The following is a 13322-nucleotide window of genomic DNA, read 5'->3' on the forward strand; positions in this document are numbered from 1 at the left end:
CTATATTGTTTTAATAATAATTTTATTGCTTTTATGAGTTTTTTTAAAAATTAATTTATAAAGATGTAGTCTATATTCTTTTTTATCAAAAACTACTGCATTTGGAGTATCTAAAATATTATCGAAATTTTTTTTTGGGACTCTCCAATCACCATAATTTTCACTTAAGTAACGATCATATTCTTTAAAGCCAAAATATTCTTTGTTTAAAAATTGGTATTTAATTAAATCAAAAGTCGAATTATACCATTTTACAGCACTGCCTAAATGATAATGTTTTTGGCCTTCTTTATAATGGATAAAAATATCTATTAATATACCGTTGATATGTTTAAGCTTAATACCACCTTTCCATTTAGGATCATGTATATAAAAAGTTCCATATTGTTCTAAAGCTTTTTTTAACTCACTACTATAATCTTGCTCCCACACCCCAATATCAATATCATAATCAGTTGATATAAAACTTTTTTCTCTGATACAACCTAAAAAAGTACCACTAACCAAAAAGAAATCTATATTTAACAAAGCAAAAACATTAGATAAATCTTCCAAAGCTACCATAGCATCATATTTTGAAAAATATTTTTTTTCATATTTTTTTTTTACCAAAGATTGCTCATATAAATTAATTGCATTCTTTAAATATTCCTCGGCTATATCATACATTTTAATACTAGCAGCAGCATTGGATATGTATTTTTGAATTTCAATATCTGTATTAATATTTAAGTACTTATCTTTATATTTTAAATATAATTGTTCCATTTTTTTAAATTCTGCTAAAGATTCAACTAACTTACTCATTAACATCCAAATTTTTAAACGTTTAGAGTTTTGTTGAATTTCTTCTAATTCTTGCCAAGCTCGCGTTTTATCACCTAATAAATATAATAAATGTATTCTAAGTAATCTAGCATCTACATTTGAAGAATAGTTTTTCAAAAAAAAATTAATATTATTTAAAGCTTTTTGGTATTTAGCATGAAAAAAATAAAATTCTGCTTGGTAATAAAATACTGTATTTATGTTTATTTTCACTAAAACATTGCATAGTTTTAAAAAGATAGAATGCCTAGATTTTTTCTGCATTAAATAAATTAATAATATATTAAAAAATAATAAATATAAAGAAGTTTTTTTTGTTTCACGTAGACTTTTACGAAAAATACCTGTAAAATTCATATTTTGATTCTTTCAATGATATCTGTTGTCGAAATACTTGGGGTTCTTTTAAAATAAACTACATTGCAAATATCACTAAAACAATCAAATTTTCCCTTCCAATCATCCCCCATGACTAAAATGTTTGCTTGATATTTTAACAAATACTCTCTTTTTAATTCTAATGTTTCTTCTAAAAACACACAAGATACACATTTTAATGATGCTATAATATCCAATCTTTCTTTTTCACTATAAATAGGATAACGTTGTTTTTTAGAAAAATTTAAAGAATCCGATGACACACCAACAATCAATCTATCGCCTAAAGATGCAGCTCTTTGCAAAATTCTTAAATGACCATAATGAAACAAATCAAAAGTGCCAAAAGTAATCACATTTTTCAACTATACTCTCCCTATGGCATAAAGCTGAATAATGCCTACAACCTTTTGTTCTTTTCCTACGATGATTTCTTTAATTTTATGCTTAAGCATGATTTCTTCAGCTTCACTTGCCATAGCATCTGCATCTACCATTTTAGGATTTGTACTCATAATTTCTTTAGCTTTAAAATCAAATCTTGGTTTGTCATTGGCTTTTAAAGCACGGCGTAAATCTCCATCTGTGATAATGCCAACTAATTTTTCCTTTTCAAGCACAATACAAAGCCCTAATTTACCACTTGTCATAACATCAACAAGATCGTTAAATTCAGTATCAGGATGAACTATAGGAAGATTACTTGAAACCATAAGATCTTTGACTTTTGTTAAAAGCTTACGTCCTAAGCTCCCTCCTGGATGAAAAAGCGCAAAATCATCAGGTTTAAAATTTCTAGTCTTCATTAAAGCAGCTGCTAAAGCATCGCCCATAACTAAAGTAGCAGTTGTTGAAGACATAGGCGCAAGCTGCAAAGGACAAGCCTCTTCTTCTATAGCTATATTTAAAAACACATCGCCTTGTTTTACAAGAGTAGAATTGCATTTTCCACACATTACTATAAGAGGAATTTTACGTTTTTTAACGATAGGGATGATTTTTAAAATTTCTTCAGTTTCTCCTGAATTTGAAATAGCAATTAAAATATCATCAGGGGTAAGCATACCAAGATCTCCATGCAAAGCCTCTCCAGGATGGATAAAAAAGCTTGGTGTGCCCGTACTTGCTAAAGTAGCAGCAATTTTAGCACCTATATGACCTGATTTGCCCATGCCACTTACTATGCAGCGTCCTTTGGTATTTAGCATCAAGTCAACAGCTTGAGTGAAATTTTCATCTAAATTTTTAACTAAGTCCAAAACGGCTCTAGCTTCTTTTTCAAAGACTTCTTTTGCTATTTCAAGAGTATTCATAATCAAACCTTAAAAATTAAGTACAACATTGGTTGCAATAGCAATTTGATAAAGAATTTGAGTTAACATTGAAAAAATTTGTAAATTCTCACTTTCAACTTTTGGCAATACTAAAACAGAATCGCCAGGTTTCATATCTATAGTACTTCGATACTTCTCAGCCTTGCCATTACTACGTATAACAAGAACTTTTGAAGTATCAGCTCTTTCTCCATAACCTCCTGCAAGATTGATATAATATTTTAAATTCTTTGCTTTTTCATACACAAAAGCACCAGGCAAAGATACCTCACCTTGAACTATAACAAGATTATTTTTACTTGGTATATTTACAGTATCCCCATCTTCTAAGATAACTGATTTATATGATTTTGGATTGTCTATTACAATTTGACCTTTAGGTTGTACTTGCTTAGCTCTTTGGATAAATTCTAGTATAGTTCTTGCTTGCTGTGCTCTTATTGCTGCACCTTGAGCTGTGACAGAACTACTAGTTAAAGCTAGAGTTTCAAGCTCTTTAAGCTGAGCATTAATAAGTTCTTTTTGAGTTCTAGCCACACTTTTTCTAAAAACTTGCAAAGCTTCCATGTTAGATTGAGAATTAGTCTTAATCAATTTAGAAATATCTTCTAAAGTTGTTCCTTTATTAAGTACTAAAGTTTTCAAACCATTATGTTCGCCATTTACTGTTATAGTTATATTATCTGCAATATATTCAGGATGAAATTCTACTTCATCTCCTGTTTTAAGTAAAACTTTTGGAAATTGCATTTTATTATAAGTGCTTACATCAAGCTTATGATCTTCTCTATAGCTTTTTACAATAGCATTAGTTACAATAGGCTTAGCACCTGAAACCCTAGCTAAATCAGCTAAAGTTTTAATATCACTTGCTAATTCAAAACGAAAAGGCCTTTGTACATCTCCATCAACAAAAGCATAATTTTGAACATTTCCGACTAAAATCACATCCCCGCTTCTAAAAGGAAAAAGATCCATTTGTCCTTTAAGTAAAAAATCATATAAATCTATAGTCTTAATCAAATTATTATTACGCAAAATTCTAATATCTCTAAAACTTCCATATTCTAAATTAATCCCAGCTGCTTTATCAAGATACTGTATAACAGAATCTGAACTAAGACCTTGATAAAGCCCTGGAGCATTAACACTACCTGTGACAAAAACACTAACATTTTGATAATCATTCATATCTGCATAAACAAAAACATTGCTTTTATAAATTTTATTAACACGGGCTTTAATGACATTTACAAGAGCGCTATTTTTCACACCTAATAAACTTACAGTTCCCACCTTAGGGATAAAAACATTGCCTTGAGAATCTACTACCAATACCTGGGCAAATTCTACAGCTCCCCAAATTTTAAGATTGATTTGATCGCCTACTGCAATTTTATAATCAGGATTATAAACTCTTTGATTATAATTTTTAAAATTTCCATTAAAAAGATGCGAACCAAAAACAGGAATTGGAAAAATCTTTGTGAGATTATTATCTTGATTTATTGCATTATAATTTGAGCTTATGTCTTGATTAGTAGTATTAACATTACTAATATGTTCTTCTGCGGCAATAATTTGCGAAACATCCACAGCCCCAAAACATAATATACAAGTGAAAAATAAAATCAATATTTTTTTCATTTTTAATACTTATGCTCCTCTATAATCATTTTAATAAATTTAATAATCCCAAAAATTAAAGATAATACAATAAATGCTGTTAAAATATTATAAATTCTTTCAGGATATTTTGCACTTTGTGGAGTATCTGGGCTTTGAATGATGACAAGTTGTTTTATTTTTCTTAATGCACCTATTCTAGCACTTTCATAAGCTTTTAAAGCTGTTTCATAAGCTTTTTGTGTAAAAGCTGCTTCTATGCTTAAATCTTGAAATTTAGCAGCTAAATCATTAAGTTTTTGAGAAGAATTATTAGCTGAAATTTTAGATTTTTCTCTAAGAAGCTGTTTTTTAATAGCTGCAATTTCAGCTTTAAGCGCTACTACTTCAGGTGCTACATCGTTCATATAGCTTTGTAAGGTTAAAAGTTTTGCCTCTTTTTGCGCTAAATTAGCTTCAATTTGTCCTATTAAATTGGCCTTAGTTTCAGCTTGTTTAAGTGGATTAAAAACTCCATATTTATTCTGAAAAGCAATCAGATTATTTTGTGCTTTTTCGTAACGTTCTTTGTATTTTTGAAGCTCATTTTCAGCAAAAGCCATTTGTTCTCTTGCTGCCTTATGTGAAATTTCATTAATAAATTTCTCACTTTCTTCCATAATAGTTTGAGCAATTAAATAAGAGGATTCTGGAGTAAAGCCTTCCACTTCGACTTTTAAAAGCTTACTAACCTCATCCCTGCGAACCTTAACCCTTGCTTGATAATATTTAAGATAAGATTCCATAGAACTTAAATCCCAAATTCTATAAGGCAAGTCTATGTGTTGTTCTTGATAAAGTTCTCTAAGTTTAATCTTTTGATCTAGAATTTTCAACATATTGCTTGATTCTATATAGGCTTTTAAATAATTTAAATCCTCACTTGCTGTAGAAACACCTCCAAGTAAAGATAAAATCCCATTCGTTTGAGCGCTTTCTCCACTTGTTGATCTTACATCTAAAATCATGGTACTTACATAACGTGGTGCTGCAATCAATACATAATAAATCACAACGAAAATCATAATAAACCAAACAATTTTAAAAGAATCAAATATACTTAAATCTTTAATTTTTTCTAATAAAGTTTTATTTTCTTGCATTAAGCTTTCCCTTGATATACAGCTATTCCTTCATCTACATCATCATAAACTGTAATTTGTCCATTTTTCATATAAATTATTTTATCACACCATTCTTTAATTTCAGCTACGTTATGAGAAACCATAATAACTTTTGACTTGCTTAATCTTTCTCTATATAATTTCACACTTTTTTCTCTAAAAGCAGGATCGCCCACAGCACCAGCTTCATCAATTAAATAATAATCAAAATCAAAAGCCATACTAAGCCCAAAGGCTATCCTAGCACTCATACCCGAAGAATAAGTCTTCATAGGTTCATCAAAAAATTTCCCAAGCTCGGCAAAATCTTCCACAAACTGCACTTTCTCTTGCAATTCTTTTCCTTTATAGCCATACACCCTAGCTACAAATTTAGCATTATCTCTAGCGGTTAAAGTTCCTTGAAAAGCTCCATTTAAACCTAAAGGCCAAGATAATTTTTTATTAGTTATTATCTTGCCGCTATCAGGAAGTTCTGCACCGCTTAAAAGTTTCATGAGTGTAGATTTTCCTGCTCCATTATATCCCATCAAACCTATACTACAATTTTCAGGAAACTCGAAGGTAAAATTTTTAAAAACATAATGCCTTCCACCATTAAACAAAGGATAAGACTTTGTTAAATTAATAAGCTTTATCATTCTTTTTTCGCCGCCGTTAAAGCTTGTCTATTATAATAGTAAAGAAAAAATCCTATAAACAAAACCAATAAAATCCAAAATATAGCATAAAAATAACTATACTGATCTTGCAAAGGATAATTCTCAAAAAAATTAAATCTTAAAAGTTCCATAATATGAAGCAAAGGATTATAATAAAATATATCAAGCAAAGGTCGTGGAGTCAGCCAAGTAGGAAAAATAACTCCTGAAGTCCAATAAAACACTATACTAAAATAAGCAAGCAAAGTTCTTAAAGGTTCAAAAAAATGCCAAACAATAGCAAAACAAATTCCTAAAGCAAAAGCTGAACATATGAGTAAGAAAATACAAAATAAAACTCCAATCAAATGAATAGGAAATACATCAAGCCTAAAAAACCACCCTGCAAAAAAAAGCACAGTAATAAAGATCACAAAATAAATGCAAAATTCCAATAAAGTCCTAGCAATAAAAACATGGATAGGTTTTACAGGTTTATAAACAAAAAGAGCCAAATTCGCCTGGGTTCCATTCATCAATTGAGTCACTATACTTCTAAACATAAAAAAAGGCATAATACCGCTGATTAAAAACATAAAAATAGAAATGCCTTCTGGCATGACTTGATGATGATATTCTCTTATAATAGCTCCTACAAGAGTAACTAAAAGCACGATACTCATAGGTTCACCAACTACCCATATATATCCTAAATACTTATTTTTACCAAATCTAGTTTTTAATTCTCTAAAAAATAAAGCGTAAATTACATTTAACATTTATTTTATATACCCAATTTTGCATAAATTATAATCATAACTCATTTTTTTAAACAAAAATTATAAAATTTTATTTTTTATAAAACTCAAGTTTCTTACTAAGTCCTAAAGCATTGTTAGTAAATTTCAGCCAAAAAAGCTCTAAAGCATAAATTCTTGCATTTTTATTCCATTTTGCAAAAGGGAATTTAGAAAAATAGATTTTAATTTGATCTTGATTGGCGAATTTAAATTCGGCTTTAGCTTGAATACCTTTTAGAAATTTTATTTTGCTTTCTTTAGCTATATTAAATGCGACACTAGAATTTTCTTTAGCTAATTTTATATGCTTTGTGTCTTCATGAGAAGCAATAATAAAAGCTAAATTTTTCTCATCAAAAGCATAAAAAGCATTAGCTATATAAACACCTATTTCATCAACCATAGCCCAAGATAAAAGCTGCTCATTTTTTATAAATTCTAAAATTCTTTCATCCATTTAATGAAATTATACTAAAATATTTTTAAAAATAACCGATTTTTATTTTATAAATATAAAAGTAAATAAATGCAACTTAATGCCTATAAAAATCAAGTTTTTTATCAACTTGCAATCTAAGCATGCGTTGCATTTAATTTAGCAAGGAGATAAAAGTCTTATTTTTAGGTTTTAATTTTTTAAAAGTTTTAAATGCAATTTAATTAAGCTTCATAAAATTAAATCATGCCTAAAATTAAGGCTTTTTGGCAAATTTGCGGTAAAGCAATTATAGATCAATAAAGTATAAATAATGAAAAAGAAGACTTTCAAAGATAATTTGCCCTAAATAAAATCATTTAGCAAAATAAAATCAAATAATAAAAATATCAATATTTGCACCTTAGTAAAAAGCATTAAAATAAAGTTTTAAAGCAAGTAAAAAATGATTTAAAAATTAAAATAAGACAAAAGATGGTTTAAATCTTTACGCTTAAATCATATAATATCAAAAAAATAAGGGTTTTTGAATGATAAATATCGAAATTTTAGAAAATATGCTCAAACTTCAGCAAAAATTAAACGATCAAACTAATGGATTAAACTGGGAAGATGGCTACACCCAAGAAGGAAAGCTTATAAATTGGAAGCGCTGTATTTACATGGAATGTGCTGAGCTTATTGATTCTTTTGCTTGGAAGCATTGGAAAAATATTTCAAATCCTACAAATTGGGAAAATGTACGCATAGAAATTGTGGATATTTGGCATTTTATCTTAAGTCTTTTACTAGAAAAATACCGCGACAAAAACAATAAAGATTTTAAAGCTATTGCTACAGAAGTGAGTTCTGTAAATGTATTTCAAAATTTTTGCAAAGAAGAAAGACACCCTAATGAAAGCGATATTTATGGTATTTTAAATGATATAGAATTAATCATTCATAAATGCAGTGGTTTTAGATTTAACCTTGGAGAATTACTTTGGATTTATTTCACTTTAGCTATTAAATGTGGGCTTAATCTTGAAATTCTTTACAAAATTTATATAGGAAAAAATGTTTTAAACATTTTTAGACAAAACCATGGCTACAAAGATGGTAAATACAAAAAAATATGGAATGGACAAGAAGATAATGAAATCTTAAGTGAAATCTTAGAACAAGAACTTGATTTTGACGCAATTTATAATAAATTAGAAAAACGCTACGAAAAGGCATGATTTGAGTATTCTTAAACTTGCAATTAAAGATTTTTTGAGTTTAAAATTCCTAAAATTTGCTTTTATTCCTTTAATCTTTAGCCTTTTATGCATGACGCTTTTAGGAATGCTTGGATTTTCACTTTTGTTTGATTATTTTAATTCTTTATTTAGTGTAAGCGAGGATTCTTTTTGGGCATGGTTTTACGCTCTTCATTTTGTACAAATTATAATCACTATTATAAGCTTTTTATTTTCAGGTTTTATTATTATTTTTACTTCAGTTTTTTTAGCCCTTTTTATTACTTCTTTTTTAACACCTTTCATCACTAAAGAAATCAACCAACAATACTACCATTTCCAAACTCAAAGCATTTCAAACACACGAGTATTTTTTGAAATTCTTAAAATATTTTTGAAATTCATAGGAATATTTTTACTTTGTACTTTGGCTTTATTTTTACCTTTTATCAATCTTTTTGTATATTATTTTGCTTTTTACTATCTTTTTCACAAACTTTTAATGCTAGACATCACAAGTTCGATTTTAGATAAGGAAAAATTTAACAATTTCCATGCTGATTTTTCACCTTTTGAATTTAAATTTAGCACGCTTTGTTTTTACCTGCTTTCATCCATACCAATTTTAGGACTTTTTTTACAAGTATTTTTTGTAATTTTCTTGACGCATTTAACTTACCAAAAAATCTTAAAGCTAAAAATTAAGAGTTGAAATATCGATTTTATGATTATATAAATAAGATCTTAAAAGCTTGGGTATTTTAGCAACCCTGCAAGATTCTTTAAACTTTTTAGGCAACTTTTTACAAATTTCATATTTAAAGACAATAGCTTTTTCGTTTTTATAAACTATACCTATTTTTCCGCCTAAAACACAATCAGTTTTCAATAATTCTTTTCTTTGTGCTGCACTCAAAAGTAAACCTTTCATTTTCACAGCTTTAGCGATCAAACTCTCATTTTTAGGGCAAATAATCAATCCTTGAACTTCTTTAATACTTTCTAAATCATAAAGTTTTTTTCGTTCTCCATCAAGATAGATGAGACTTCTTTTTAAGCCTTGATAAAATTCACTCACAAAGCTATTAGAAAAATTTTTTCTAATATAATTTCTAAAATACCTTTCATCCTCATTACTCTCATCATGAAAATAAAAAATATGCTTTTGCTTTAAATAAGATAAGATTTCATCCTTACTCACCCAGAGTAAAGGTCGCACAATGGCATAATTTTGCCATTTATCATACTCTTGCATACCCAAAATTTCAAGCAATCCAGCACCACGAGAAAGCTGCATCAAAAACCATTCAAATTGATCGTTTAAATGATGAGCCAAAATAAGATGATTATAGCCTTGTTCAAGACAAATTTCATTAAAAAAATCATAGCGAAAATCTCTAGCATTTTTTTCGAAATTCCCTTTAAAAACAGGGGCAATTTTCATAAATAATTTTTTATGAAATTTTAAAGCAAGTTCTTTAGCTTTTAATGCTTCTAAATCACTATTTTTTCTAGTCTTATAATTTACCATTATAAGATCAAAGTCAATTTTTTCTTCTACTAAAAAATAAAAAAGTGCACTAGAATCACTTCCATAAGAAAAGGCAAGAAGATTTTTTCCTTTTCTCAACAAAGCTAAAATTTCATCCCTAGGCTGCATCTATTTTTCTTAAAGCCTTAGCAACAAGCTTGTTATCAACATTTTGTATGATTTCACATTCATAAATTTGTCCCATTTCTAATTTCCCGCACTCACTCTCATTAATAAGAATTTCGCCATCAATACCCCTATCCCATCTTAAATCTTTGCCTGCGATAAAAAATTCCCCTTCACTACTTTCTCCAGTACAAACAACCAAGCGTTTTCGTCCTACTTCTTTTTCAAAACTTTTTTTAATAGTTTCACCTACAATTTGTTCTATTAATTTTAGCCTTTTATTAATCACTTTAAAAGGTACTTGTTCCATGTCAAAAGCACTAGTATTTTCTTCTTTAGAATACGCAAAAACACTCACTCTATCAAAACCAAAATCTTTTATAAACTCACAAAGTTCTTCAAAGTCTGCATCACTTTCACCAGGATGCCCTATAATAAAGCCTGTACGTAAAAAACTATCTGGAGCGCTTTTCATCAAAGTTAATAGTTTTTTAAGTTTTTCTTGATTCATTCCGCGTTTCATGACTTTAAGCATATCATTGCTAATGTGTTGTAAAGGCATATCAAAATAATTAACAAAAATCGCAGAATCTATAATACGTTTGATCAAAGCCTCACTCACGCTTGTTGGATATAAATATAAAATTCTGGCTGCTTTAATGCCTTTAACTTTTTCTACAGCATCAATTAAACGGATAAGACCGTCTTTTTGCCCTTGATCAAACAAATACGAACTCGTATCTTGAGCGATAAAAGAAAAATCCTTATAGCCTTTTGCTATCAATTCCTCAAGTTCTTCAATAACACTTGAAATATCACGCGATTTTAATTTACCTTTAAAGCTTGGAATAGCGCAAAAAGAGCATTTTTGATTGCATCCTTCAGCAATTTTAATAAAAGCATGTGAATTTGATCCTGTAATGATACGTTTAGAATTTTTGCCTTGCAAATAAGTTGAATTGGAAAATAAATTTGTTTTTTTGAGTATCATTTCATCAATTCTTTCATAATCACCCACGCCTGTAAAAAGATCCACTTCCGGAAGTTCTTTGATCAATTCTTCGCGATAACGCTGCATTAAACAACCTGTCACAATTAAAAGCGATTCTTTTTTTCTTTGATGATGCAAATCCAAAATCGTATGGATGCTTTCTTGTTTTGCACTATTGATAAAACCACAAGTATTGACAATTAAAACATCAGCCTTACTTGGATCATCACAAAGTTCATAAGTACTAAGACGACCTAACATGATCTCACTATCTACTAAATTTTTATTACAACCTAAAGACATTAAAAAAAGTTTTGACATATTTCCTACTTTAAAAATTTTTAAAAATCATATCCTTATTTTTTTTAAATCTCTCACTCATTTCCAATTTTTCCATAATTTCGACTTTCGTTGGAATTTTATAATTATCTAATTTATCTTTGCAAAATTTTCTTATTTCTTTTTTTTAATTCTAAAGCATTCATAGTTTTATCTTTTTGCATTACAATCTTTACACAAACGCTTTGGCCTGTTAAAGGATTATTCTGCCCAAACACAAGACAATCTTGTATAATAAGGTATTTGCATTAATATATTTTCTACCTCCTGAGGTACAACCTTTTCTCCGCCAACATTTATAACTTCTTTATTCCTTCCAATAATTTTTATATATTCTTCATTGTTTCTATAAATCACTTCAACCAAACTCACCAAAGCTAAAGAATCCAAATAACCGCCAAAACCATTATACAATTTAGTATTTTCATCTGCGGTTTTTAATTCTTTTATTTCATACTCATCTGCTGAAGATTGAAGGGTTTTTATAATCAAATCTTTTACTTTATTTTCCAAAATTTATCCTTTTTTTCACAAAATTCATTGTTTTATTTTTATAAAATAATTATAATATTATAAGTAAATTATATTAAAAATTATTTATCCTAAGGAAAATTTAAATTATGAGTACAAATAAAGCAAAAGTATTAATCATGGGTGCAAGCAATTCAATCTTACCTGGAGGATTAAGAGCTGGATTAAGTCAAGAACACATCATTTATGATAATTTATCAATAGGTGGATCCATTGCTTCTAGCAAAATTTACACAATATTAAAATATCAAGATAAAATAAAAAATACAGATTTAATTATTCTAGAATGTAATTTAGCAGATATAGATAAAATAATTTTTGAAGATATTAACTTTGAAGAATATATTAGAAATACATGTTGGCTATATGAGATGCTATATCAAATGAATAAAAAAGTTTTAAATCTTTTATTGGTTAACACAAAAAAAAATAGCATTGAATTATATATTAGGAATATCCATAAATATCTATGCAATAAATATGGTTTTAATAGTATTGATATGCACAATTATTACGAAAATAAAGAAATATTAAATTTTTTTTCTTCTCACTCTAATCCAGCTCATCAAATTCCTACAATTATGTATAATCTTGGAAAAAACATTGCAAACAATATTGAAAATTTTAAATATCCAAAAGAAAATGTAACAATGCATAATCCTAAGTTTTTATTTTTAACACCTACTGATTTAAAGTGCTCCCACAATCTTGAGTGCATATCAAGAAAACATCCGTTTTTTCAACTATGTGAAGTATATAGAATTGAAAAAGACATTAAATTAACATTCCCAAAAAAATACAATAATTTTCTCTTAATAGGAATGCATACATACACTGAAGATTTAAAAATAAAAAACTGGATGAAAAAAAGACAAAGCTATGGAAATATTACATTATCAAATAATAATCAATTGATTATAAAAGCATCAGCTTGTTTTAATACTTTTTTAGATATAAAAGAACAATTTATCATTGATGAAAATACGCATATCCAATTTACTTCAGATAAGGCTGCAACAGAAAATTCATTTATGGTTGCTTTTTCTGATGATAAAAAAAGTACATTAGATTTTGTCGATATCTCCACCTTTCTTTTAGCCGATCAAAATGGTAAATTCGATTTTAGCGAAGAAATACAACTCATACAAAATGAAAACATCGTAGTTGATAAAGAATATGATTTTACATATTTAGTCCCTCCTGTAGAAGACTATAAAAGTGCTATAGAAGAATACAATTTTAGAATGGATCCTATAAAACTACAACCCTTGCAAACTCAAATCCATTCCCTTCCTGCTAAAAAACAATACCTAGAATTAGCTAATTTAGAACAAGATTTAATAATTAAAAAGTTAAAAAGCAAAAAGCTTGCTAAATC

Annotated in this window: 13 protein-coding genes and 1 pseudogene; 3 read left to right on the forward strand and 11 right to left on the reverse strand. The window is 28.2% G+C overall.

The window, feature by feature from the left end:
* From GRQ01_RS06825 to GRQ01_RS06860, 8 genes are all read right to left on the reverse strand, one after another.
* On the reverse strand, window positions 1-1041 hold the full coding sequence (locus GRQ01_RS06825) for a tetratricopeptide repeat protein (RefSeq protein ID WP_228892858.1): 1041 nt from the start codon (window positions 1039-1041) through the stop codon (window positions 1-3).
* 140 nt (window positions 1042-1181) lie between these two features.
* Window positions 1182-1562 (reverse strand): FAD synthase family protein, encoded by a 381-nt coding sequence (locus GRQ01_RS06830; protein WP_228892860.1) that lies wholly within the window; start codon window positions 1560-1562, stop codon window positions 1182-1184.
* A 9-nt stretch (window positions 1563-1571) separates the two neighbouring features.
* Complete coding sequence (locus tag GRQ01_RS06835; RefSeq protein ID WP_158335031.1) at window positions 1572-2519, reverse strand: KpsF/GutQ family sugar-phosphate isomerase; 948 nt, start codon at window positions 2517-2519, stop codon at window positions 1572-1574.
* A 9-nt stretch (window positions 2520-2528) separates the two neighbouring features.
* The gene (locus GRQ01_RS06840; protein ID WP_158335032.1) at window positions 2529-4187 is read right to left on the reverse strand and encodes a polysaccharide biosynthesis/export family protein; all 1659 of its coding nucleotides are present in this window, start codon (window positions 4185-4187) and stop codon (window positions 2529-2531) included.
* 2 nt (window positions 4188-4189) lie between these two features.
* Complete coding sequence (locus GRQ01_RS06845; protein ID WP_158335033.1) at window positions 4190-5308, reverse strand: KpsE/RkpR family capsule polysaccharide export protein; 1119 nt, start codon at window positions 5306-5308, stop codon at window positions 4190-4192.
* Entirely contained in the window at window positions 5308-5970 is a 663-nt protein-coding gene (locus GRQ01_RS06850) for an ABC transporter ATP-binding protein (protein WP_158335034.1), read from the reverse strand. The genes GRQ01_RS06845 and GRQ01_RS06850 overlap by 1 nt, the downstream gene beginning before the upstream one ends.
* Window positions 5967-6749 (reverse strand): capsule polysaccharide transporter KpsM, encoded by a 783-nt coding sequence (kpsM, locus tag GRQ01_RS06855; protein WP_158335035.1) that lies wholly within the window; start codon window positions 6747-6749, stop codon window positions 5967-5969. Before kpsM ends, GRQ01_RS06850 begins: the two co-directional genes overlap by 4 nt.
* Before the next feature lie 70 nt (window positions 6750-6819).
* Window positions 6820-7227: a hypothetical protein gene (locus GRQ01_RS06860; protein WP_158335036.1), complete on the reverse strand. Its 408-nt coding sequence runs from the start codon at window positions 7225-7227 to the stop codon at window positions 6820-6822.
* Window positions 7228-7736: 509 nt separating this feature from the next.
* Here GRQ01_RS06860 and dut point away from each other — a divergent pair.
* Window positions 7737-8426, forward strand: a complete 690-nt coding sequence (gene dut / locus GRQ01_RS06865; protein WP_158335037.1) for a dUTPase — start codon at window positions 7737-7739, stop codon at window positions 8424-8426.
* Between the two features lies 1 nt (window position 8427).
* Window positions 8428-9138: an EI24 domain-containing protein gene (locus tag GRQ01_RS06870; RefSeq protein WP_158335038.1), complete on the forward strand. Its 711-nt coding sequence runs from the start codon at window positions 8428-8430 to the stop codon at window positions 9136-9138.
* On the opposite strand, the gene tilS is transcribed toward GRQ01_RS06870, so the two are convergent.
* From tilS to GRQ01_RS06885, 3 genes and pseudogenes are all read right to left on the reverse strand, one after another.
* The gene (tilS, locus tag GRQ01_RS06875) at window positions 9121-10086 is read right to left on the reverse strand and encodes a tRNA lysidine(34) synthetase TilS (RefSeq protein ID WP_158335039.1); all 966 of its coding nucleotides are present in this window, start codon (window positions 10084-10086) and stop codon (window positions 9121-9123) included. The two genes, GRQ01_RS06870 and tilS, sit on opposite strands and share 18 nt — an antisense overlap.
* The gene (gene rimO / locus GRQ01_RS06880; protein ID WP_158335040.1) at window positions 10076-11395 is read right to left on the reverse strand and encodes a 30S ribosomal protein S12 methylthiotransferase RimO; all 1320 of its coding nucleotides are present in this window, start codon (window positions 11393-11395) and stop codon (window positions 10076-10078) included. The genes tilS and rimO overlap by 11 nt, the downstream gene beginning before the upstream one ends.
* Before the next feature lie 10 nt (window positions 11396-11405).
* Window positions 11406-11779: pseudogene (locus GRQ01_RS06885) on the reverse strand (AMP-binding enzyme); the annotation flags it as partial.
* Between the two features lie 254 nt (window positions 11780-12033).
* Between GRQ01_RS06885 and GRQ01_RS06890 the strand changes: the two are divergent.
* The coding region (locus tag GRQ01_RS06890) for a hypothetical protein (protein WP_158335041.1) at window positions 12034-13322 on the forward strand (1289 nt) is incomplete at its 3' end.

It is taken from the genome of Campylobacter bilis (genome assembly GCF_016806695.1).
Lineage (GTDB): Bacteria > Campylobacterota > Campylobacteria > Campylobacterales > Campylobacteraceae > Campylobacter_D > Campylobacter_D bilis.